This window comes from Alcanivorax sp. MD8A, from assembly GCF_002888555.1.
GTDB lineage: Bacteria > Pseudomonadota > Gammaproteobacteria > Pseudomonadales > Alcanivoracaceae > Alcanivorax.
The window spans coordinates 112,938-135,926 of sequence record NZ_AQOQ01000001.1; the positions used below are offsets into that span (position 1 = coordinate 112,938).

At 59.0% G+C, this 22,989-nt stretch carries 23 protein-coding genes and 1 tRNA gene; 15 read left to right on the forward strand and 9 right to left on the reverse strand.

Annotated features, from left to right (window positions below):
• Window positions 1–198 precede the first annotated feature (198 nt).
• The 8 genes from A15D_RS00430 to A15D_RS00465 form a co-directional block, all read right to left on the reverse strand.
• Window positions 199–3,642: a translocation/assembly module TamB domain-containing protein gene (locus A15D_RS00430; protein ID WP_102790325.1), complete on the reverse strand. Its 3,444-nt coding sequence runs from the start codon at window positions 3,640–3,642 to the stop codon at window positions 199–201.
• Window positions 3,642–5,405 carry an autotransporter assembly complex family protein gene (locus tag A15D_RS00435; RefSeq protein ID WP_102790326.1) on the reverse strand — a complete coding sequence of 588 codons (1,764 nt, stop codon included), beginning with the start codon at window positions 5,403–5,405 and terminating at the stop codon, window positions 3,642–3,644. The genes A15D_RS00430 and A15D_RS00435 overlap by 1 nt, the downstream gene beginning before the upstream one ends.
• Before the next feature lie 69 nt (window positions 5,406–5,474).
• Window positions 5,475–6,053 (reverse strand): response regulator transcription factor, encoded by a 579-nt coding sequence (locus A15D_RS00440; RefSeq protein WP_102790327.1) that lies wholly within the window; start codon window positions 6,051–6,053, stop codon window positions 5,475–5,477.
• The gene (locus tag A15D_RS00445) at window positions 6,050–7,249 is read right to left on the reverse strand and encodes a HAMP domain-containing histidine kinase (RefSeq protein WP_102790328.1); all 1,200 of its coding nucleotides are present in this window, start codon (window positions 7,247–7,249) and stop codon (window positions 6,050–6,052) included. Before A15D_RS00445 ends, A15D_RS00440 begins: the two co-directional genes overlap by 4 nt.
• A 78-nt stretch (window positions 7,250–7,327) precedes the next feature.
• Window positions 7,328–7,945, reverse strand: coding sequence for a class I SAM-dependent methyltransferase (locus A15D_RS00450; protein ID WP_102790329.1), 618 nt, complete (start codon window positions 7,943–7,945; stop codon window positions 7,328–7,330).
• Window positions 7,945–9,165 (reverse strand): M48 family metallopeptidase, encoded by a 1,221-nt coding sequence (locus A15D_RS00455; protein WP_102790330.1) that lies wholly within the window; start codon window positions 9,163–9,165, stop codon window positions 7,945–7,947. The genes A15D_RS00450 and A15D_RS00455 overlap by 1 nt, the downstream gene beginning before the upstream one ends.
• A 175-nt stretch (window positions 9,166–9,340) precedes the next feature.
• Window positions 9,341–9,640: a PA4642 family protein gene (locus A15D_RS00460; protein WP_102790331.1), complete on the reverse strand. Its 300-nt coding sequence runs from the start codon at window positions 9,638–9,640 to the stop codon at window positions 9,341–9,343.
• Window positions 9,641–9,825: 185 nt separating this feature from the next.
• Window positions 9,826–10,200, reverse strand: a complete 375-nt coding sequence (locus A15D_RS00465; protein ID WP_022983940.1) for an HU family DNA-binding protein — start codon at window positions 10,198–10,200, stop codon at window positions 9,826–9,828.
• A gap of 401 nt (window positions 10,201–10,601) precedes the next feature.
• On the opposite strand from A15D_RS00465, the gene aspS reads away from it, so the two are divergent.
• The 15 genes from aspS (at window position 10,602) to A15D_RS00540 (ending at window position 22,493) form a co-directional block, all read left to right on the forward strand.
• Window positions 10,602–12,365 carry an aspartate--tRNA ligase gene (aspS, locus tag A15D_RS00470; protein ID WP_102790332.1) on the forward strand — a complete coding sequence of 588 codons (1,764 nt, stop codon included), beginning with the start codon at window positions 10,602–10,604 and terminating at the stop codon, window positions 12,363–12,365.
• 174 nt (window positions 12,366–12,539) lie between these two features.
• Window positions 12,540–13,280, forward strand: coding sequence for a YebC/PmpR family DNA-binding transcriptional regulator (locus tag A15D_RS00475; protein WP_102790333.1), 741 nt, complete (start codon window positions 12,540–12,542; stop codon window positions 13,278–13,280).
• Window positions 13,281–13,500: 220 nt separating this feature from the next.
• Window positions 13,501–14,019, forward strand: a complete 519-nt coding sequence (ruvC, locus tag A15D_RS00480) for a crossover junction endodeoxyribonuclease RuvC (RefSeq protein ID WP_022983937.1) — start codon at window positions 13,501–13,503, stop codon at window positions 14,017–14,019.
• A 43-nt stretch (window positions 14,020–14,062) separates the two neighbouring features.
• Complete coding sequence (ruvA, locus tag A15D_RS00485; protein WP_022983936.1) at window positions 14,063–14,662, forward strand: Holliday junction branch migration protein RuvA; 600 nt, start codon at window positions 14,063–14,065, stop codon at window positions 14,660–14,662.
• Between the two features lie 145 nt (window positions 14,663–14,807).
• The gene (gene ruvB / locus A15D_RS00490) at window positions 14,808–15,836 is read left to right on the forward strand and encodes a Holliday junction branch migration DNA helicase RuvB (RefSeq protein ID WP_022983935.1); all 1,029 of its coding nucleotides are present in this window, start codon (window positions 14,808–14,810) and stop codon (window positions 15,834–15,836) included.
• Window positions 15,829–16,272, forward strand: coding sequence for a tol-pal system-associated acyl-CoA thioesterase (gene ybgC, locus A15D_RS00495; protein ID WP_102790334.1), 444 nt, complete (start codon window positions 15,829–15,831; stop codon window positions 16,270–16,272). The genes ruvB and ybgC overlap by 8 nt, the downstream gene beginning before the upstream one ends.
• Window positions 16,265–16,951: a protein TolQ gene (tolQ, locus tag A15D_RS00500; protein WP_102790335.1), complete on the forward strand. Its 687-nt coding sequence runs from the start codon at window positions 16,265–16,267 to the stop codon at window positions 16,949–16,951. Before ybgC ends, tolQ begins: the two co-directional genes overlap by 8 nt.
• Before the next feature lie 3 nt (window positions 16,952–16,954).
• Window positions 16,955–17,398, forward strand: a complete 444-nt coding sequence (gene tolR / locus A15D_RS00505) for a protein TolR (protein ID WP_102790336.1) — start codon at window positions 16,955–16,957, stop codon at window positions 17,396–17,398.
• Window positions 17,391–18,173: a cell envelope integrity protein TolA gene (gene tolA, locus A15D_RS00510; RefSeq protein ID WP_102790337.1), complete on the forward strand. Its 783-nt coding sequence runs from the start codon at window positions 17,391–17,393 to the stop codon at window positions 18,171–18,173. The genes tolR and tolA overlap by 8 nt, the downstream gene beginning before the upstream one ends.
• Window positions 18,174–18,178: 5 nt before the next feature.
• On the forward strand, window positions 18,179–19,471 hold the full coding sequence (tolB, locus tag A15D_RS00515; RefSeq protein ID WP_102790422.1) for a Tol-Pal system beta propeller repeat protein TolB: 1,293 nt from the start codon (window positions 18,179–18,181) through the stop codon (window positions 19,469–19,471).
• 86 nt (window positions 19,472–19,557) lie between these two features.
• Window positions 19,558–20,127 (forward strand): peptidoglycan-associated lipoprotein Pal, encoded by a 570-nt coding sequence (gene pal / locus A15D_RS00520; RefSeq protein WP_102790338.1) that lies wholly within the window; start codon window positions 19,558–19,560, stop codon window positions 20,125–20,127.
• 21 nt (window positions 20,128–20,148) lie between these two features.
• Window positions 20,149–20,907 carry a tol-pal system protein YbgF gene (ybgF, locus tag A15D_RS00525; protein ID WP_233191986.1) on the forward strand — a complete coding sequence of 253 codons (759 nt, stop codon included), beginning with the start codon at window positions 20,149–20,151 and terminating at the stop codon, window positions 20,905–20,907.
• 106 nt (window positions 20,908–21,013) lie between these two features.
• Window positions 21,014–21,655: a 7-carboxy-7-deazaguanine synthase QueE gene (gene queE / locus A15D_RS00530; RefSeq protein ID WP_022983927.1), complete on the forward strand. Its 642-nt coding sequence runs from the start codon at window positions 21,014–21,016 to the stop codon at window positions 21,653–21,655.
• A gap of 21 nt (window positions 21,656–21,676) precedes the next feature.
• Window positions 21,677–22,345, forward strand: coding sequence for a 7-cyano-7-deazaguanine synthase QueC (gene queC / locus A15D_RS00535; RefSeq protein WP_102790340.1), 669 nt, complete (start codon window positions 21,677–21,679; stop codon window positions 22,343–22,345).
• A 72-nt stretch (window positions 22,346–22,417) separates the two neighbouring features.
• Window positions 22,418–22,493 (forward strand) — tRNA-Lys (locus A15D_RS00540).
• A 98-nt stretch (window positions 22,494–22,591) separates the two neighbouring features.
• On the opposite strand, the gene A15D_RS00545 is transcribed toward A15D_RS00540, so the two are convergent.
• Window positions 22,592–22,984, reverse strand: coding sequence for a DUF2493 domain-containing protein (locus A15D_RS00545; protein WP_102790341.1), 393 nt, complete (start codon window positions 22,982–22,984; stop codon window positions 22,592–22,594).
• Between the last annotated feature and the right edge of the window lie 5 nt (window positions 22,985–22,989).

Sequence of the window (22,989 nt, forward strand, 5' to 3'; positions counted from 1 at the left end):
GTTATGAGCTACAAGCTACAAGCTTCAACACGAGGTGATGCCCGAGCTACACGAATCCCTATTCACTCCGCGCTGCACTGCATCACGAGGAAAGTCTGGGGATTAAGCCAAACAGAAAAAGGAACCATTCCAACCAGGCCCGTCCAATTGGTAGCTGGTAGCTGGTAGCTGGTAGCTGGTAGCTGGTAGCTTGCCCTTCTAGCGCAGTTCCTTCTCCCAGATAATATCCAGGCTGTTTGCCTCCGAGCTGGAACGCGCCTCCAGGTGCAGGCTGCGGGTCAGGGTGTAGCGCAGCATGACAGTGGACACCGCATCAAACAGGCCGATGGCATAGGTTAGATAGAGCCGGTCTGATAGCTGTTTTCCCAGCATCAGGGAGGCATCGTCGGTTTCCCAGTCGCTGCCAACACTGATGTCATCCACACCGATCTTGTCGCCAATCTTTTCTGTGACGCCGCTGCCTTTTTCCAGTCCGTAAAGTGCCAGAGCCTGAGCAATGCGGCTGGCGTCGCTTTTGGACCCGCTTTCCAGTGGCCGGCCGGTGAGCAGGTAGGACATGATCTGGCTCTGTTCCATACCAGGGTCCGAAAACAGGCTGGCTTCCGGCTCTTGCAGGGTGCCGCCCAATTGCACTCCTACGGTGATCGCTTCGCTGGGCACCTTGCGGATCGCGCGGATATCCAGCCCGGGGTTATCCGGCGCGCCCTGGAAAATCAGCCGGCCATCACTGATCGCCAGATTCTGGCCGTAGGCCCGGTAGCGGCCTTCGCGAACGACCAGCTCTCCGTTCAGCTGAGGGGGGCGTTGGGGTTTCTGTTCAATCGCCAGCGTGCCGCCCAGAGTGGCATCCAGACCGAATCCCTTGAAGTACACCTGGTCGCCCAATGTCACGGTGACATTCAGAGAGAGGGGCAGGCTGCCGTTGTCTTCGCCTTGCTGATGCACCAGCACCTGGTCACGGCTGACGGTGATGGCATTCTCCGGCAGTTCCACCGGGCGGATGTCTGCCTCCGGGATGACCAGGCTTCCGGTCAGTGCCAGACCTTCGAGGTTGCCCTGTAATTGCAGATCGGGGCTGAGAAGAACGCGGGCATCGGGTCGGTTGGCCACCAGCAGGTTCTGGCCACGAACCGTGAGGGACAACGACAGGGGCCAGGGATGTGGTTGGATACTGCCTGACAAGGTGGCCTTGCCGTCTCCCATGGTGGCCTGACCATTGACGGCGATGTCTCCGTCGGGGGAACCCGACAGCACCAGTGAGACATCACTGATGGCGGTGCCCAGTGCCGGCACCAGCGCCTGCCCGTTCTGGAGCTCAATCTGGCCATTCATGTGCGGTGCGCGCAGGGTCCCGGCGAGGCCGACATCGGCCCGGAGAGTGCCCTCGATATCGCGCAGGTCGGCGGTAAACAACTCGATAATGCCCAGCGAGTGGAGCGTCAGGTTAACGTTCCCGCCAAGAGGTGAATCAGCTTGCAGGCCGTGGTGCAGGGTTGCTTTGGCCTGACCCAGGCTCGACGCCAGCTGCAGCTCACTGTCGAGTTGCCGGTTTTGTAGCTGGCTGTGTACTGACAGGGTATGGATGTCCAGGGGAGGGGGGGCATCCTGCGCATTGATGCTGATGCGGGCCTCTTGTGTTTGTGCGTGCAGCTCACCCCGAGGATTGTCGATGCTGCCCTCGATGGCGACCGTCGCCTCGAGAAGCCCTTCCACAGTGAAGTCCGGACCGGTCAGGGGGGACAGTAGTGACAGGGGGAGCGCCTGGACTGAGCCGTGTGCCTGTATGCGGTTATCCGCCTGGTGGTTACCTTGCACACACAGGGCGCTGTCGTCCTGGCGAAGGCAGAACGGCGCCAGTGACTGGCTCTCGGCTGACAGGGTCAAGGCGCTGCTTTGTTGTTGCTGCCATTGTCCCAGGGTCTCGTGGCTGATCTGGCTTTGAGTGACGTCGCCTTGCCAACCCAGTGAGCTGTCCAGCGTACCGCCAAGCCGGGTTGCCAGGGTAACGCTCTGCTGTGTGGCGCTGACGGTCAGTTGGTGCTGTTGGCGGGTGCCTGTCAGGGTCAGGGCAAGCGTTTCCAGTCGGCGTTGCTCGTCTTGCTGGATCTGATCGGCATTGAGGGTCAGCTGCTGGGGTTGTGTGCCGAGTCCCAGGTCTTTGAAGCGGGCGGTGAGGGTGCTGACGGACCATTGTTGCCAGCCGGTTTGCTGACCGTTTAGCTGGCCACTCACCCTGGGGGTCGCCAGTTCGCCACGCAGGGCGATCTGCCCGGACAGGCGGCCTTCCAGGTCCGGGTGTATCTGGCTGAGGCGTTGCAGCTTCAGTGTGCTGTCGAGCTGCCAGCCAGGCAGAAGCTTGCCTTGCAGATTGGCACTGTTGTCGCCAAAGCGGGTTGTGGCGGTCAGGGCCAGCCGCTGTTGCTGGCTGTGCACGTTGGCTTGCAGGGTCACAGGCTGCTGTCGCAGTTGCCCGCTGATCTGAAGGTGGCTGGGGGACAGCTGCCATTGGCCGTTATCGTATCGGCCCTGGCTGCTGCCATCGATCGCCAGTTGACCGGGTAGCGCCGGGGACAGGATTTCCGGATCAAGGTTGCCCTGAATCTTCAGGTCCCAGCGCAGCGGGCCGTAGAGCAGTTGCCCCTTGGCCTGCAAGGTTTGCTTGCCTTGCTTGAGCGTCAGGGTGTCCAGAGCCAGACCATCACGAATGCGAGCACCTTTCAGGTCGATGCTCACGGTCAGGTCATCGCGGATCAGACCGGTCTGAGCATCAAGCTGCAGGGTGTCGAGATTGCCCCGAGTGTGCAGGGTGCCCTCTGTCAGGGTCAGTGGTGGTGTCTGGTTCAGTGGTAGCGGCTGGGTGGGCCACTCATGGGCCAGTGCCAGCACGGGCTGGCCATCTTGCCATTGCACGGTGCCTTCGCTGTGCACGGTGGCGGGCTGCTGCAGCTGATGGACAACGTGCAAGTCATCCAGGGCGCCTTTCACTTGCAGTTGGCCGGTGGCCTGGCGGGCGGTCAGGGTATCTGACGGCGGCAGTGGCAGTGTCCAGTCGGCATTGGCATCAACCGTGATGGGGCCGGTTAGTGAGCCTTGACCACTGAGAGTGATCTGGGCGTCGGCGAGGGTGGTGGTGCTCAAGTGTGCGATCTGAAATCGCCGCCAGGCCACCAGCCGGCGGCCGTGTAGGTCACTGACCAGGGGGGTGTCGTTAACACGTACCTGGGCAACGTCCAGGGTTTCAATACGCAGCCCGAAGGGCAGGGTAAGTTGTTCTGGCAGCGTGACAGGGTCCGGTTTGTCCGTCTGTTCGGGCGCCCCGGTTGTGATCCGCAGCGACCCAAGCGTCAGATACTCCAGATCCAGCCATCCCTGGGGCAGACTGCGCGGGAGCAGGGCGAGACTGCCACGGTCCAGACGCACGTCCAGCGTGCCATTGTGATAGTGGACCCCTTCGAGCTCCACCGTGTCGAGCAGGTGTCCCTCCCAGTGATCCACGGTCAGTTCGCCGGGAATCCATTGGCCTGCCTGTTCCAGTAGCCAACGGTTGCCGGTGCTGGTGCCCAGTAACAGCCATACCGTTGTACTGAGCACCAGTAGCAGTACCAGCAGAGAACGGAGTAAAAACTGCACGGTTCGTGACATCACAGGTCTGGCCCCATGGACAGGTGGATCCGCCAGTTGCGATGCTCATCAATGGCACGCGCTACGTCCAGGCGAATGGGGCCCAGGGGGGAGCGCCAGCGTACACCGAGCCCGGCACTGTGGCGGGGCTCGAATTCATTCATGGTATTGAAGGCGTTACCGGCATCGGTGAAGGCCGCCAGGTGCCAGCGTTGGGTGATGGGGTGATCAAATTCCAGTGAACCTGTGGCCAGATGACGGCCCCCAATTACGTCGCCGTTGGCGTCGGTGGGGCCTAGGGATTCATAGGCGAAGCCTCGCACACTGGAATCGCCGCCCGCGAAGAAACGAATGGAGGCAGGCAGTTCCGTCACGTCGGTGACTTCGGTGTAGCCAAGATCGCCGCGAATCAACACTCTGCCGCCGGCAAGCGGAAACACCAGTTTTCCGCTCGGTGTGAATTGCAGGAACGATGCGGTCGAGGAAAGCCCTTCGTGGGCAAAGCGGATCTTGCCGCTGAGGCGCCAGCCGAAGGTGGGGTAAACCGGGTCATTGGCCTTGATGCGACTGAGCTGGTAGCCGGGGATGAGCAGCTCGGCCTGGTCGACCTCGTTGGCCACTTGCCAGGTTTCGCGCAGGTACTCCAGTGACACGGTACTGACCCACTTGTTGTCCAGTTCGCGGATATAGTCAGTGCCTGTGCTCCAGCGTTCATTGGTGTTGCTGTCGGTGTCTTCGTTGACATAACTGGTATGCAGATCCAGGCGCTCACGAAGCGGATCGCTAAGTGGAATCTGGTAGGTCGCCCCTGCGCCTTGCTGGACTTCAGAGAGTTCGGTTTCCGCGCGGAAACGGTGGCCGAAGCGGTTCACCCGACGGTTCTCTATACCGAGCCGGACGCGCGGGCCGGTATCGGTACTGAAGCCCAGTCCCGTCAGCAGTGACCAGCGGTTATTGTCGGTGACCGTAATGGCCAGCGGGATACGGTGCTGGTCCCGGTCGGGGGTACCTTTTTCGATGCGCACGGCACTGAAGTAACCTGCCCCAAGCATGCCTTGCTGGGTCTGCAAGACCAGCTTGCTGTCGTAGGGCTCACCTTCTTCAAATCGCACGTAGGCGCGTACCAGTTTGTCGTTCAGGCTGCTGCCGGTGAGGGAGACCTCACCAAAGTGATAGCGAGGCCCACTTTGCACTTCCAGTTGGATGGTGGCCTGACGGGCACGGGTGTCGACCGTCAGGGCGTGGCGGGTAAGGCTGCCTTCCAGGTACCCCCGGTTGATCAGGTTCTGCTGCAAAGCCTTTTTCAGCGTGGTGTACTGATCGTGTTCCAGCCGCTCGTCGAGTCGTAGCTGTGCCTGATCGACCAGTTGCTGGAATGCCGGATCGCTGGCGGCATCGCCACTGATGCGTATGTCCGCACGCTTGAGAATCACCGGCTGGCCGGTTTGTACGTCCAGGGTTGCCTGGGTGCAGTGCTCGTTCCGGGGCTCTGCGGTCAGGGTCAGCGTACTGTCGTAGTAGCCCATGGCCTGAAGTGCTTCGGTGGCGTTGGCCAGCACTTGGCGACGGATCAATCCATATTGGGCCGGGGGAGGCTGGCAAGGATAGCGTGACAGATCGATCAGGGCGCGGATATTGTCGACTACGGCCTTGTCGGCGTTGCCGGTAATACGCAGCTCTGGCTCCTCGCGGGCGGCCAACACGGTCAGCGGCAGGCAGAGCAGCAAAACGGCAATCCAGCCTGTGCGTGGCGTACGCTTCAATCGGGTGTCCCTGTCAGTCATTGCGCCACAGTGTAAGCGAAGCAAGCAGGGACGAGAACGGTCGGCAGGAGTTCTCTGTACCGGTATGCCCTAATTATCGTTGTCCGGCGTCGTCTGCTGGCCTTTTTCGCGTTGGTATTCGCTGGCGCTGGGGCGCTTTTTCAGGCGACGCTGCAGGGTGCGGCGGTGAATCCCCAGCGCGTCTGCTGCCCGGGAAATGTTGCCATCATGGGCGTCGAGCGTGCGCTGGATGTGTTCCCATTCCAGTCGCTGCAACGACGGCGGCGTTTGTGGCAGGGCGGGGGCCAGGCTGGAGGGATCGGCGGCCAGCGCCTCCAGAATGTCTCTCGGGGTCGCCGGTTTGGTCAGATAATTGTGGGCGCCCCGATGGGTGGCCGCGACGGCCGCGGCAATACTGCCGTACCCGGTTAGCAATAACACCCGGCAGCCGGGAAAGCGTTCCAGGATCGGTGCGATCAGATCCAGGCCATTGTCGGGCCCTAGGTTTTGGTCCAGCACTGCCGCATCCAGTTGGTTGAGCTGTTGCAGTACGGCCAGTGTGGCTGGGCCGTTGTGGGCCACAGTAACCTGGACGCCATGTCGGCTGAGCGCCTGGCGGGTTTGTTCGGCAAGCAGTTCGTCGTCTTCCACCAGCAGCAGGTTGGTCATGCGATGTTCTCCTGGCGAGTGCGGGGCCAGCGAATGTGCGCCTGGGTCCACTGGGCGCCAAACTCAAGACTCAGGCTGGCGCCCATCTGCTCGAGGGTGGTGGTCACCAGGATCATGCCCATACCCAGTCCTTCCCGTTCAGAATCCTGATGGGCGGGGCCATCATCGCTGATCTGTAGACCGTGGGACTGCTCATCGCCAAAACTGCTGATAATCCAGCGGCTGGCGCCGGCATCCATGGCGTTATAGCCCAGATTGCTGAGCACCCGAAACCAGCCCTCGGCGTTTGCCAGAAGCGGATCTTCCTGCAGATCCATTTCCAGTGTCAGGGTGGGGGCAAGATGGCGTAGATGCTGTCGCAGGTGTTCCAGCAGAGCACTCAATGGCTGGTTGGCAAGGGTGTGTTCGCCACTGCCGCGCTTGAGTCTGCTGGCCACTTGGCGGGCCAGTTGTTCCATTTGCTCGACCTCGCGGTGAAGGCTGTCCGGGAGAGCCGGGGAATGGCGCAGGTTGTCTGCCAGCATGACCAGGGTGCCGAGCGGTGTGTTCAGCTCATGCGCCTGGTCCGCCAATGTCGCAGCGATCTGGTACATGTGCTCCCGTCGACCGGCCAGGTCCAGGGCCTGCTCCTGTTGACGCTGTTGGTCTTGCATCAGCCTTTGAATGACTTGCCCCAGCAGGGTCAGCATCACCAGCATGGCGGTGAAGATGGCGGCCATGCCGACGCCATGAAGACCACTGAGCTGGTGGCTCAACGCATGCAATGGGGTATCGCTGGCGGGCATGTGATACCAGTTCATGGTGACCAGATAGCCGGCCAGAGCCAGTGATGCCACCGTCATGGCTCCGCGAAGAGGCAGGGTCAGGGAAGCGAGTAGCGCAGGGACCAGCAGGTAAAACGCGAGCGGATTACCCGCTCCGCCAAAATTCTGTATCAGCCCGGCGAACAGCACCGTATCCAGAGCCAGCTCAAGGGTAAGCAAGGTGCCGTGATGGCGGGGCAGCAGCCGCCAGGTGCAAAGGGTCACCAGACTCGGCAGCAGCAAGGCCGCCAACCAACCCAGTTCGGGAATGTGATAGCCACTATGCCCCAGACTTTGTAGCAAAATCAGGGCAAGGGTAATGGCCAGCACCAGCAGGCTGCGCAGCCAGATCAGGCGCAGTCGCCAGTTCAGCAATGGGGGACGGTTTGTCATGGCGTTATTGTAGAGGGAAATACGCAGGAAGGGGTGCGGCAGTTTGCCTCGTTCTGCATCATGCCGCCGACCTGATAATCAGGGTTTCAGCATTGCCCCTTCCAAAAGCTGGGCGGCGAACCGGGGCAGTTTGGGGTGCTGATGATGGCTGGCCTTGTGAAGTCGAAAGCCCGCTTGGCGAAGCGTTGCTGCGGTGTTGCGGGTGAGTTGGCAACCGCAGGCCAGGTGTTTCCAAGCGGGGTTCATGGCCCCTTGCAGGCGTTGGGTCCAACGCTTCTCGCTGCGTACGTGTTCCAGTGTCAGCAGGGTGCCGCCGGGCTTGAGTACCCGAAAGGCTTCCCGGGCGGCGGCATCCGGGTCCGGGATAGTGCAAAACACCAGGCAGGCGATGACGGTATCAAAGCTGTTGTCGCCATAGGGCAATTGCTCGGCGCCAGCGACCTGAAGGTGAAAACGTTCAGGTTGGCTGCACTGGCGTGCGGTGTCAGCCGCCAGCTCCAGCAGGGCCTCGGCGGGCTCAATGCCGTGTATTTCGCTTGCGAGATCAGAATAGAGTGGGAAGTTGGCGCCGGTGCCGACGCCCAGTTCCAGCACCTTACCATGGGCCTGGCGGATTAGGTGCTGGCGGTTCCGGTACAGTGGACGGGTGGCCCAGTCCAGCAGTACCGGGAAGACCTTGTCTTCATAGAGGGACATTAATTGCGTTCCGGAAGCACATAGTTATCCGGGTTGTTGAGCATATCCATCGTCAGTGGCTCACTAAGCACGCTGGTCAGGTTGCGGTCGGTCTTTTTGCTGAACTTGCGGCGCAGTTTTTCGAACTTGCGGAAACTGCGGAAGTTGAGCGCATAGAGCCGGACTTCCTGCAAACGCTTGTAGGAATACATCACGTCCAGTGCGTCCATGGAAAATTCCGGACGGATCTTCATGGCTTTTTCCAGATAGCTGATGGCCTCATTGAGGTCACGCTTGCGGTTCATGTAGATCAGGGCGTTGGCGTATTCGTAGTTGACGATGGGGATGTCCGGGGCCAGTTGCAGGGCGTCGGAAAAGGACTCTTCCACCGTGGTGGTGCGCGCGCCGTAGGTCATGCGACCGGTGAATTTACCCACCCTGCGCATGATGCCGGCATCCACCCCAGCACGAAATGCGTGTGCCAGTGGCTGTTCGGGCATGATTGCGACCACTTCCTCGGCGCTGTTCTTGATCTTGCCGATATAGCGGCGGGCCACAACAACGGGTACGGGCGATTCCTCGGCAATGCGGGCAATGGCGTAGGCATAACCCAGTTTCACGGAGGCGACAATCGGAGCGACCTCCGGATCATCCTCGGCTTCCGCCATCACTTCAAAATAGTCTTCTGCCCGGTTCGCCACGTCCTGCAGCATCATATATTTGATGCTCTGACGGTCGGTCAGGTAGATGGCATACATCAATTGGGAGAAGAGGGCAGGAATCTCGCCCATGGGGCCCAGTTTCAGGCCTTCTTCCCGGGCTTTCTGGAAATCACCCGAGAAAAACAGGCGCCAGACCTGCAGGCTGCGGGTCTCCAGTACCTGATAATCCCCATTCCAGTCCGTAATACCTTCCTTCATGAAGGGATACTTCTCGAAGTTCTTCTTCATGTAGGCTGCTGAGGGGTAGGGCACTTTCAGCCCCCGCATCAGGTATTCCCACTTTTCACGGATCTGCTGGTCGGTGTAGGTAAAGAAGCTTTTCTTGTAGGGAACGTCGTTCCATTTTTCCACGAAGATGCGCTCATCCACCGGGATTTCCTGCATTTGCAGTTCTTCCGGGGTGACTTCATCCATTTCGTCATCGACGTCGTCGTCGCGGGCTGCCTGGGCTTGCAAGCTGATAGCACAAAGCACAATCAGGCACAGGCTGCGCCAGAAGGGTTGGGAGGTAGCTGCCATGAGTAGTACGGCTCTTGTTGTTGTTTATTATCGGGCGAAAGATATATCGCAGGGCCCCTATGACCTAACAATGCCATGGGGCGGGGCGGTGAACAAGTTCTCCCCGGTATGTATTCCCGTTGGGTTTTGTATCTGAGGGGTTGCCACCCGGGGCGCCGGGTGGCGGAAGCAAAAATCAGGCGGTACCGCCGGCCTTGCGCAGGACGTCAGCGTAGTCTTCGCAGCGTGGGTGTTGGGTAATGACGGTCAACAGGGTCCGGTTTTCCGGATCTCGGCTGTTAAGGTCACGGCCTTGTGCCTGGAAGAAGGCGACAAACCGCTCGAAATCTTCTGCCCGCAGGGCCCGGTAGGCCTTTTCCAGTACGTGAAAATCAGGGTTTACCCCCTCTTCAGCAGGAAAATCGAGAAATACCTTGATCTGTTCATCGGTCATCGGCTCGCCGATGATCTTCTTCTTGTCTTTACGTTCTGCCATTGCAGGCTCCTTGGAATCCGCTCACGGGAAAGGCTGATGAAGGGCGGAGGCGCATGATCGCAACGTCGGCACCCTGTCCGGTTGGGGGCGCATTATAGAGGGTGGAGATTGCCTTGGGCCAGTGCAGCCGCAGAGCGAGGGGAGCGAAGGGAAGATGCCGCCGGGCAGAGCCCGGCGGCGGGCCATCAGGAGGCCATGTCTTTCAGTTTCTTCAGCGGACGGATCTTGACCATGGTACGGGCCGGCTTGGCCGCGAAGGTGGTCTCTTCGCCAGTGAAGGGGTTGATGCCCTTGCGAGCCTTGGTAGCGGGCTTCTTCTGGGTCACGATTTTCATCAGGCCCGGCAGGGTGAACTGGCCGGCGCCACGCTTTTTGATGTGTCCTTCGATGATCACGCCCAGCTCATCAAACACGGCATTGACGTCTTTCTTGGTCAGGCCGGTGGTGTCGGCGATCTGGTTAACGATCTGGGTTTTGTTCATCGGTTCGGTGACAGTCTTTACTTTGCGCGCAGCAGTGGTGCTGGCGGCTTTGGCAGCGGTTTTCTTCTTTGCAGCCATGGATAGCTTACCCCTTTTTGGTGTCTTCCTGAGTTGTGATGGTGCCTTCTGGTTGGGCACCGGTGATGCTTCCCTGATCAGGTTCGCCCCTGGACTGCGTGCTGGAAGCGGTGCGGTGAGCAGCACACGACTTTGCCAACTCAGAGGGTCACTGATGTGGTTCGCATCTTTTATAAGTCAGGAAAATCCAGTTCACAAGCGCTGAAACCACTATTTTTCGCGGGTTTCAGCAAAATTTTACGGCTTGAGAGGCGGTTTGGTGTGCATTGTGCCGGCGGCATGGCTCGCAGCGGGTGGAATCGCTATACTGTGGCGCCTTTTTTCTATGACCCGGTGCCGGGGCTGCAGACAGGTTGTCTGGCTGCGGGTCGTACACTCAGAAATACGAACGGACAGAGAGCATGCGTAGCCATTATTGCGGTGATTTAAGAGCGTCCCACGACGGAGAAACTGTTGAGCTGTGCGGTTGGGTACACCGCCGTCGTGACCATGGCGGGGTGATCTTCCTCGACCTGCGTGACCGTAATGGCCTGGTGCAGGTGGTGTTCGACCCGGACACCGTGGACGCCTTCGCACTGGCCGACAAGGTACGCAGCGAATACGTGGTGAAAGTGACTGGCCGGGTGCGCATGCGTGATGAAGCCGTGCGTAACAGCAAGATGGCCACCGGGGATATCGAGGTGCTGGGCAAGGCCCTGACGATCCTTAACGAAGCGGCCACCCCGCCGTTCGAGCTGGATGAGCACGGTGGTGCCGGTGAGGAAGTGCGGCTCAAGTATCGCTACATGGACCTGCGTCGCCCCGAGCAGCTGCGTAACTTCCAGTTCCGCTCGCGCCTGACTCACGCGGTCCGCGCTTTCCTGGAAGGCCAGGGCTTCATGGATGTGGAAACCCCGATCCTGACCCGTGCGACCCCGGAAGGGGCCCGTGATTATCTGGTGCCCAGCCGGACCCATGCCGGCAGCTTCTTTGCGCTGCCGCAATCGCCCCAGCTGTTCAAGCAGTTGCTGATGGTGGCCGGTTTCGATCGTTACTACCAGATTGCCAAGTGTTTCCGGGATGAAGACCTGCGTGCTGACCGTCAGCCGGAATTCACCCAGATCGACCTGGAAGCCTCTTTTGTTGAAGAAGAGGACATCATGGGGATCACCGAAACCATGGTGCGCAGCCTGTTCAAGGAATTGCTGCAGGTCGAGCTGCCGGACTTCCCGCGCATGCCGTTCTCTGAAGCCATGCGCCGCTTTGGCTCCGACAAGCCAGACCTGCGTATTCCGCTGGAGCTGATCGACATTGCCGATTTGCTGGCCGGTGTGGATTTCAAAGTGTTCTCCGGGCCGGCCAACGACCCCAAAGGGCGTGTGGCAGCCATGAAAGTCCCGGGCGGTTGCAGCCTGTCCCGCAAGGATATCGACGGCTACACCAAGTACGTCAGCATCTACGGCGCCAAGGGGCTCGCCTACATCAAGGTCAATGATCTTGCCGCTGGCGCGGAAGGCCTGCAGTCCCCGATCCTCAAGTTCCTCACCGATGAGGCCATTCAGGGCATTCTCGAGCGCACCGGCGCCGAGACGGGCGACCTGATCTTCTTCGGGGCAGACAAGGCGAAGATCGTGAACGAAGCGCTGGGCGCCCTGCGAGTCAAGGTAGGTCACGACCTGAATCTGGTGGAAGGCGACTGGGCCCCGCTGTGGGTGGTGGACTTCCCCATGTTTGAAGAGGAAGACGGCCAGTTCCATGCCCTGCATCATCCGTTCACCATGCCCAGCTGCAGCCCGGAAGAGCTGAAGAGCAATCCGGAAGGCGCCTTGTCCCGTGCCTACGACATGGTCCTCAACGGCACGGAGCTGGGTGGTGGTTCCATCCGTATCCACAACCCGGCCATGCAGCGTGCGGTGTTTGAAGCATTGGGCATCTCTGATGAAGAAGCGGATGAAAAATTCGGCTTCCTGCTGGATGGTCTGAAGTACGGTGCGCCGCCCCATGGCGGTCTGGCGTTCGGTCTGGATCGCATGGTCATGCTGATGACCGGTTGCGATTCCATCCGTGATGTTATTGCTTTCCCGAAAACCCAGACTGCAGCCTGCATGATGACCAATGCCCCGTCCCCGGTGGACAACAAACAACTGCGGGAAGTGGGCGTACAGGTACGTAAAGAAGAAGACTGATGAGGGGTCGGACGTCGGCTGTCTGACGTCGGACGCTTAACCCGATGCTGCAATTCTTGGTGTGTTTCCTGTCGGCTCAGAGAGAAATTGACAGGAAACACGGCCAAACGTTTGGACACAGGGTTTGGCGTCCGGCGTCAGACGTCTGACCTCCAGTAAGCAAGCGGAGGAAATATGGCAGGACACAGTAAATGGGCCAATATCAAACACCGCAAAGCGGCCCAGGACGCCAAGCGCGGCAAGATTTTTACCAAACTGATTCGTGAGCTGACTGTCGCCGCCAAGATGGGTGGCGGTGAGCCGGCGGATAACCCGCGGCTGCGGGCCGCCATGGACAAGGCGCTGGGTGCCAACATGACCCGCGACACCATCGACCGTGCCATCAAGCGTGGCGCCGGTGGTGACGATGGCGGCAACATGGACGAAATCACCTATGAAGGCTACGGCAAGGGTGGTGTTGCGGTGTTGGTAGAAACCATGACCGATAACGTGAACCGCACCGTGGCGGAAGTCCGTCATGCCTTCACCAAGTTCGCCGGCAATCTGGGCACCAGTGGTTCAGTGGCGTTCCTGTTCACCAAGCGCGGTGAAATTTACTTCGAGCCGGAAAGTGTCGACGAAGAAAAACTCATGGAAGTGGCGCTCGAAGCCGGAGCCGAGGATGTAGAAGAGATCGACGGCGGCGGTTTCCTGGTCATTACCTCGCCGGACAAACAGTTCGGTGAAGTGGTGGATGCCTTGCGTGCGGCAGAGCTGGAGTTTGCTGACGCTGAAGTGACCATGCATGCGTCCACCGAAACCGAAATGGATACGGACACCGCGGAAACGGTCCAGAAGATGATCGACATGCTGGAAGACCTGGATGATGTCCAGAACGTCTACACCAACGCCAGTTGGCCGGCACAAGAAGAATAGCTACGAGCTATGAGCTTCCAGGAAAAGCAAAACCCCGGATTTATCCGGGGTTTTTGTTTTTTGGAGGGAGTAGGGTGGGCTCCCTATGGCTTTGTTGTAGAAGCTTGCTTGCAAGCGACGTGGGCTGGCGTGCTGCGTGAAGCGCCTCTCTGGCTAACTGGACATTTGGACAGTCTTTCGGTACAACTGACGCAGATTTTCTATTTGTGGTCAGACAGTTATGGCATTGATTCTCGGTATCGACCCCGGTTCGCGCCACACCGGCTATGGGCTGGTGGAGCATGTGGGTAATCGGTCCCGGGCGGTGGCGTTTGGCACTATCTCGACTTCCCATAAGGAAATGCCTCCCAGGCTGGGAGAAATCTTTGCCGGCATTGATCAGGTGGTAAAAGAATATGGCCCTGCGGAAGTGAGTATCGAGAAGGTCTTCATGGCCCGCAATGCGGATTCGGCGCTCAAGCTGGGCCAGGCGCGGGGTGCGGCCATTGCGGCAGTGATGCAGGCGTCAATTCCGGTATTTGAATATTCGGCTCGCCAGGTCAAGCAGGCAGTGGTGGGCAAGGGGAGTGCGGAAAAGATTCAGGTCGGGGAGATGGTGCGTCATTTGCTGGGGTTGGATAAACGCCCCCAGGAAGATGCCGCCGATGCATTGGCGATTGCACTGTGTCATGCCCACATGCGTGTCTCGCTGGCGAGAATGGCGGGCGCCACGGCGGTGCGCAACCGCCGTATCCGGTAATTCAATGCACCAACATCAACAACACAGTCATTAAGGATTCAGCATGATTGGACAATTGCGTGGCACCCTGCTGGAAAAGCGCCCTCCGCAGCTGCTGCTGGACGTGAACGGGGTCGGTTATGAAATCGAAGCCCCCATGACCGTGTTTTATGACCTGCCGGAGGTGGGGCAACCGCTGACGCTGCATACCCACTTCGTGGTGCGGGAAGATGCCCAGTTGCTGTATGGCTTTTCCAGCCGTTATGAACGGGAGTTGTTCCGGGCATTGATCAAGGTGAACGGGGTGGGGCCGAAAATGGGGCTGGCGATCCTCTCCGGTATCGAAGCGGACCGGTTGGCTCAGTGTATTCATGATCAGGACAGCACCACGTTGGTGAAGGTGCCCGGTATCGGCAAGAAAACCGCGGAGCGGCTGGTCATCGAAATGAGCGACCGGCTGGACAAGATTGACGGTGCGCCGGCCAATCTGCCCGGCAGAGTCGCCATTAACGCCCCGGATGATGCCCGCAGTGATGCCGTTGCTGCGCTGGAAGCCTTGGGCTATCGCAACAAGGATGCCGCGGCGGCGGTGGGCAAGGTGGCAGAAGAGGGCGCCAGCAGCGAACAACTGATTCGCCTTGCGCTGAAAAGCCTGGCGCGTTGAGGTTCCTTTTTACCAAACGACCGGCAATCCCTCCTTGCACAATTGTGATGATACCAATAGCCGCCGGGTGGCCTGCTGCGTTACGCTAGCTGTTTAAGGGCCTTGCCCACACAACTCATCTGGTTGAGGCGGATCCACCGCGAGCATGGATAACGAACGACTGATTACTGCCGGCAGTGTCGGCAGTCAGGAAGACCAGCAGGATCGGGCGATTCGCCCGGCCAGCCTTGCGGACTACCATGGCCAGGCCAAGGTCCGTGAGCGGATGGAAATCTTCATCGATGCGGCTCGCGGCCGCCAGGAAGCGCTGGATCACACCCTTATCTTCGGTCCGCCCGGTCTGGGCAAGACCACTCTTGCCCATATTATTGCCCGGGAAATGGGCTGCGAGCTCAAATCCACCTCCGGTCCGGTGCTTGAGAAAGCCGGTGATCTGGCGGCCATTCTGACCAATCTGGAGGAAGGCGACGTCCTGTTCGTCGACGAAATTCATCGCCTTTCCCCGGTAGTCGAAGAGATCCTCTATCCGGCGATGGAAGACTACCAGCTGGATATCATGATTGGTGAAGGCCCGGCTGCCCGTTCCATCAAGCTGGATTTGCCTCCTTTTACCCTGGTTGGGGCGACCACCCGTGCCGGGTTGCTGACGGCACCGCTCCGCGATCGCTTCGGGATTGTTCAGCGACTGGAATTCTATGGTGTCGAAGATCTGGCAGGGATTGTGCAAAGAGCCTGCGAGATTCTGGCGATTCCTATTGATGCGGCGGGGGCGCTGGAAGTGGCCCGGCGTTCCCGTGGCACGCCGCGGATTGCCAACCGTCTGCTGCGCCGGGTGCGAGACTATGCCCAGGTCAAAGGTGATGGCTGCATTACCGAGGTGATGGCCCAGCGGGCGCTGGATATGCTGGAAGTCGACAGCTGCGGGCTTGATGGTACCGATCGTCGCCTGCTAGACATGATCATGCACAAATTTGATGGTGGTCCGGTCGGCCTGGAATCACTGGCTGCCGCCCTGAATGAAGATGCCGGAACTCTGGAAGAAGTGGTGGAGCCCTATCTGATTCAGCAGGGGTTTATCCAGCGAACCTCCCGTGGCCGTGCCGTTACCAGTCATGCCTGGCGTCATTTCGGCCTGGCGGCCCCCCGTCGCGACGGGGATTTGTTTAATGATTGAAAAAATACAGAAAAACGGGGAATTTACCCTGCCAGTGCGCGTCTACATCGAAGACACTGACGCCGGCGGCATCGTCTATTACGTGAATTATCTGAAGTTCATGGAGCGGGCACGGACGGAATATTTGCGCACGCTGGGCTATCAACACTATGCCCTCGCCGACGAGAATTTCCAGTTTGTGGTGCATTCGGCCAACGTGCAGTACCGCAAACCGGCTCGAATCGACGATGCCCTTGAGGTCAGCGCCCGACTGAAAAGGCTGGGCAAGGCGACCCTGTTGTTTGAACAGCGGGTGAGTCGCAATAACGAATTGCTCTGCCAGGCCGATATCAAGGTGGCCTGTGTGGCAGCGGATTCAATGAAGCCGACCGGTATTCCGGCGGCACTGTATAACAAATTCAACGCGGCCAGCGAAGGAGAAGGGATCAATGGTTGAGGCATCCAGTATGTCCGTGGTCAGTCTGATCAGTCACGCCACCATTGTGGTGCAACTGGTGATGGCGCTCCTGATTCTGGCGTCGCTGACTTCCTGGTACATGATTGTTGGACGGTACCGGGTGCTGGGTCGTGCTCACAAGGCGGGTCGCGCGTTCGAAGAAAAGTTCTGGTCCAGTGACGATCTGGCGTCCCTGTATACCCAGAGCCGCAAAGATCCCAATCCTGACTCCGGTACCGAGGCCATTTTCCGCGCCGGGTTTCAGGAGTTTGTGCGTCTGTCCAAATCCACCAAAGGGGCGGGTGCGGTCATGGATGGCAGCCAGCGCGCCATGCGTGTGGCCTTGCAGCGCGAGCATACCCGTCTTACCAAGCATTTGCCCTTCCTCGCGACAGTGGGGTCAACCAGCCCCTATGTTGGTCTGTTCGGGACCGTGTGGGGCATCATGAATTCCTTTATGGCCCTGGCCAATGTGAAGCAGGCGACGCTGAGTGTGGTGGCGCCGGGCATTGCGGAAGCCTTGATTGCGACCGCCATTGGTCTGTTTGCCGCGATTCCTGCTGTCATGGCCTATAACCGCTTTTCCGCCCAGAGCGATGCCTTGCTTACCGAGAACGAGATGTTTGCGGAAGAATTCTCCTCGGTACTGCACCGTCAGGCTCACGGACGCGAGGCCTGAGCCATGAGTGGCGTAAAGGTTCGGGTGCCGCGCAAGCTGGTGGCAGAAATGAATGTGGTGCCCTACATCGATGTCATGTTGGTGTTGCTGGTGATCTTTATGGCGACGGCACCAATGATGACCCAGGGTATCAACGTTGACCTGCCAGACAGCAACAGCGAACCGCTGGATACCACCAAGAGTGAGCCTGTGATTATTTCGGTCACAGCAGACGGCAGCTACTACATTGATGTGGGTAGCGACGGTGAAAGCCAGAAATCAGCGACCCTGGAAACGGTAAAGGGCCATGTGCTGCGGATTCACAAGCACAAGCCATCTACGCTGTTTCTGGTGGAAGGTGACAGCAATGTGCCTTATGCCCGGGTGGTGTCGTTGATGGGTGCCCTGCAGGAGGCGGGGATTACACAGCTTGGCCTGGTGACAGAGCCGCAGGGGCGCAATGAGTGATCGTAAGGTTGCTCTTGCCTTTACCCTGTTCATTCACCTTGTGGTGTTTGGGCTGCTGGTGTTCAGCTGGAGCACGGATCCGACCCTGCACAAGGCGCCGGTGGTTCCCCCCCATGTGAAAGCGACCATGGTGGAGACCTCCAAGCAGAAGAAGCCTCCGGTGGCGAAGCCCAAGCCGGAAAAGAAACCGGCACCTAAGCCAGAACCCAAGCCCAAGCCGAAACCCAAGCAAGAGCCGAAGCCAAAGCCGGAGCCGAAACCCGAGCCAAAACCCAAACCCAAACCGGCTCCAAAACCGGATCCCAAACCGGCGCCTGCCCCAAAACCGGAGAAAAGGCCGGAGCCGAAACCGGTGGCGCCTGAGATTGATGAGCCCAGCATTGAAGAAATGTTGGCGGACGAAGAACTTGCAATGGAAAAAGAGGTCGAAGCCGCCGCAGATGAGGACCAGGAGCAGGCCAGCAATGCCGACCAGTCGGACGTTGAAGTGGCCAGCTATACCGACGCGATCTCTGCCCATGTCGGGCAACGGTGGCGGATTCCGGGTAACTATCGCAACCGCGATGACATTACCACGCGGGTGCGCATACAAATGATCCCCGGTGGTGAGGTCATTAATGTGTCGGTGGTGGAGAGCAGCGGTTATCCGGACTTTGACGAGTCGGTAATGAACGCGGTGAAACTGTCCAGCCCCTTGCCGGTGCCGGATGGCCCCATGTTCGACAAGCAGTTTCGATCGCTGGTAATGGAATTTGATCCGAAGGTGGCGCAATGAAGTTGATGAAGCATCGTAGTATTCAGGCTGTCATGGTCATGCTGGCTATGTTGTGGGCAGGCTCTGCCTCTGCCGAGCTGTTGATTCGTGTGACTGAAGGCCGAGTGGATGCCGTGCCGATTGCGGTGGTGCCCTTTGCCGGTGCACAGGGTGCGCCCGAAGATGTTTCGCAGATTGTCGAGGCTGACCTGCACCGTAGTGGTCAATTCAAGCCGCTGCCCGCGGAAGACATGCTCAGTCGCCCCAGTAATGAAAGCGAGATGATTTACCGGGATTTTCGTGTGCTGGGCATGGAGTATGTGGTGACCGGCAGTATGAAGGCGCTGGAAAGCGGCGGCTATGAAGTCAAATACGCCCTGTTTGATGTGTCCCGTCAGGTAAAGCTGCTGGAAGAATCGTACCGCCCTCCGGCCTCGCAACTGCGTGATGTGGCCCACGCCATTAGTGACCGTATCTATGAGCAGCTCACCGGTATTCCCGGTGCGTTCTCTACCAAGATTCTTTACGTCACCTATAACCGTAATGACGGCAAGAACCCCTATCAGCTTCAGTATGCGGATGCCGACGGTCACCGGGTCACGACGATCCTGCGCAGCAAAGAGCCGATTATGAGCCCCACCTGGTCGCCGGACGGCCGCAAGGTGGCGTATGTGTCTTTCGAGAACAAGGGGCTGCCCTCCATTTATGTGCACGAACTCGCCACTACCCAGCGTGAAAGGGTATCGAGCTTCAAGGGCATCAATGGGGCACCGGACTGGTCACCGGATGGCCAGAAGCTGGCGCTGACGTTGTCCCGTGACGGGAACCCGGAAATTTACATGCTCGATCTCAATACCAAGGCGCTGACGCGACTGACCCAACATTACGGCATTGATACCGAGCCACGCTGGCTGCCTGACGGCAAGAGTCTGGTGTTCACCTCCAGCCGTTCCGGTGGCCCACAGATCTACAAACTGAACATAAATGATAAGTCGGTCCGGCGGGTTTCGTTCCAGGGTGCCTATAATGCGCGCTCTGACGTGACCCCGGATGGGCGTTATCTTGTTTATGTGCACCGACGAAATGGAAGTTTCAATGTCGGTGTGCAGGACCTCCAGCGGGGAACATTCAACATTGTTACCCGCACCGACATGGATGAGTCTCCCAGTGTTGCACCCAATGGAAGTATGGTAATTTACGGGACGCAAGACGGGGGAACCGGGGTTCTGCAAGCCGTATCCATCGATGGCAGGGTCAAGGTTGAACTGCCCTCGAAGGAAGGGGAAGTCAGAGAGCCGGCATGGTCGCCGTTCCTCTGATAGAGGGTCGCCAGGTGTTCAAGGAGTCACCTGACGCTCTTCTGGTTCTCGGAGTCCAAACTAGGAAATTAATAGGAGCTTTTCGCATGCGTTCATTTCTCAATCCGCTGTTTGCCCTGATGTTGGCAGCTGTTCTGGCAGCGTGTTCCAGCACCCCGGCAGAAGATGATTCTTCCGCTACTACTGCACCTGAGCCGACCGATACCTCTCCGGTAACCCCGGTTGAGCCGGCCGAGCCTGTCAAGCCGGATACCAGCAGCATTCCGCTGACCGCTGACAACTTCTACAACCATCCGTCCAACTACGATGGCACCACTGACACCCGCGTGATCTACTTCGCGTTCGACAGCAACACCGTTCCGGCTGCGGCTTTCGAAACCCTGCGTGCTCACGCTACCTACCTGAAGAACAACTCCAACGCCAAGGTGCGTCTGGAAGGTCACGCTGACGAGCGCGGTACCCGCGAGTACAACGTTGCCCTGTCTGAGCGTCGTTCCCAGGCGGTAGAGAAGTTCCTGCGCGTTCAGGGCGTTTCTTCCTCCCAGATCGAAGTGGTTTCCTACGGTGAAGAGAAGCCGGCTGCTTCTGGCCACTCCGAAATGGATTGGGCCAAGAACCGTCGTGTAGAAATCAACTACACCGCTGGTACTCCGTAAGCGATGAAGGTAGTGAACTCAATGCGCCTGCTTGCAGGCGCCTTGTTCAGCTCCCTGGTACTCTGTGCGCATGCACAGGGTACCGGGCCGCTGGCGGTAGAAGATCGTAGCCTGTCCCGACAACAGGCCCCTGTTGCCTCTGCCAGTCCGTCGGCAGGTGCATCATCCTCCATCAGCCAGGACGGCTTGATGATGTTGATGCAGCAACAACAACAGTTTGAAGAACAGATCCAGCAGTTGAATGGGCAGATTGAAGAGCTGCGCCATGAGCTGCAAATCATGAAAGACGCTGAACGTGAGCGTTATCTGGATCTGGATACCCGAATCAATACGCTGGCTGAGCAAGGCAAGACTGAGCAGCCAGATGAGCAGGCCGCTGGCGGAGACAATGATCCCGAAGCGGACCGTGCCGCCTACAAGGCCGCCAAGGATAACCTGGTGCGCCGCGATTTTGATGCTGCAGCCAAGGCCTTCGAAGGCTACCTGAAGGATTTTCCCAATGGTCAGTTTCGTGCCCACGCGCACTTCTGGCTGGGACAGGTCTACAGCAATCAGAAAACCCCTCAGAACGACAAGGCCATGGCGCAGTTCCAGGCAGTCGTCGACGATTACCCTGATCACAGCAAGGCACCCACCAGTCTTTATGCATTGGCTACCATGCAGGCCCGTGATGGCAAGGTGTCTGAAGCCAAGATCAACCTGCACAAGCTGATCAAGCAGTACCCGGATGCCTCCGAAGCCGGCAAGGCCAAGTCCCTGCTGGACCAGTTAGGCAGCTGATCAAGCGCTAGCCGGGCACATTCCCCGGTAAAGGTGATAGAATCCGCGGCATTTCCGCTCAGGCCCGCCACATTCCCGTGGCGGGTCGCGTTGGTCAGGAGAGGCTGTGGAGCTCCGTCTTACCGAAATCTTTCATTCCCTTCAGGGCGAGGCCCGTACCGTCGGTCGGCCAACGGTATTCGTGCGCCTGACCGGCTGCCCGCAGCGCTGTGTCTGGTGTGATACCGAATATGCGTTCTCCGGCGGTGAGAAATGGACGCTGGAAGCGATCCTTGCAGAGGTTGCCCGCCACGGCGCTGGCTGTGTCACGGTGACTGGCGGGGAACCGTTGGCGCAGCCCAACTGTCTGCCTTTGCTCACCGCCCTGTGCGATCAGGGTTATGAAGTGAGCCTGGAGACCGGTGGCGCCATGGATATTGCCGGGGTGGATGAGAGGGTGTCCGTGGTCATGGATCTCAAGGCGCCAGGGTCGGGCGAGCAGCATAATAACCGCCTGGAGAATATTCCCCATTTGCGCCCCAATCATCAGGTGAAGTTTGTACTCGCTGACCGCCGAGACTACGACTGGGCAAGGTTTATGCTGGACCAGCATCAGTTGCACAAGCGCGTCAGCGACGTATTGTTTTCTCCCGTACAGGGCACCCTGGCCCCAGGGGAGCTGGCTGACTGGATCGTTGCCGACCGGTTGCCGGTACGCTTTCAGCTACAGCTTCATAAATTGCTTTGGAATGACGCCCGGGGCCGTTGAACCCGGGATGAGGAGACCGTAATGAAAAAAGCCGTGGTGTTGTTATCCGGCGGTCTGGATTCTGCCACTTGCCTGGCCATGGCAAGGGATCAGGGCTACCAGTGCTATACCATTGCCTTTGATTACGGCCAGCGGACCCGCTCTGAGCTGGATGCCGCCAAGCGTGTCTCGGCGGCCCTCGGGGCTGTCAGCCACCGGGTCATTGAGCTGGGGATGGGCAATATCGGTGGTTCTGCGTTGACCGACCACTCCATTGAGGTGCCTGAAGAGGGGGGCGACGGCATTCCCGTCACCTACGTGCCGGCCCGCAATACGGTATTCCTGTCACTGGCGCTGGGGTTGGCAGAGGTGGTGGATGCCGAGGCCATTTATATCGGCGTGAATGCCGTCGATTACTCCGGCTACCCGGATTGTCGGCCAGCCTTTATCGAGGCGTTTCAGGCAATGGCAGGTCTGGCGACCAAGGCCGGGGTAGAGGGGCGCCCGGTGACCATCGAAACGCCGCTGATGCACTTGAGCAAGGCGCAAATCATTCAGGCGGGCACGGCATTGGGGCTGGATTACGGGCTCACGGTATCCTGTTACCAGGCTGACGAAAACGGCAATGCCTGTGGCAAATGCGACAGCTGCCGCTTGCGCAAGCAGGGTTTCGATGAGGCACTGGTTAAAGATCCAACAAACTATCAGTAAAGCGGAAAAAAATTCGCTTACCCCCTTGTCAGCCAGAAATAAATCCGTATTATTTGCGCCTCCTTCGGGAGCGGGTCGTTAGCTCAGTTGGTAGAGCAGTTGGCTTTTAACCAATTGGTCGCTGGTTCGAATCCAGCACGACCCACCATCTTCAAAAAGGCTGCCTTTCAGGCAGCCTTTTTTCGTTCCGGGTCAGTGCCCGCTGCGCCTAAAGCAGAAATGCCCGTCGCTCGCTTCCCGTGTCTGTCAGCGTGCCATCATCGCATTTGGCTCCAGCCAGGGAATGTCCTCTTCTTCGCAGGGCTGCCATACCGGCAAGGCCGCCTGCTCAGCAATATGGATCATATCGGCCGTGCCTCGGCCCCCAGCAAAGGCCAGAACGGCTTGAGGGCGCCCATGTTGCAGCATGCGGCGGTTTCGCATGGGGCCGGCAGCACGGCCATGGGCGGTCCAGTTGGCCGGATAGCTCACCTGGTCAACGCCCACCTGGTAAGCCCATTGGCTGGCGAGTCGGTCCGCGCCGCTGGCGTCACCGTGAATCAGCAGGCTGAGAAGATTGTGGCGCTGCAGTCGCTGCAGGCTGCGATGCACCAGTGCGGTGTCACGAAAATCCCGTCCACCACAAACCAGAATACGCATAAAGC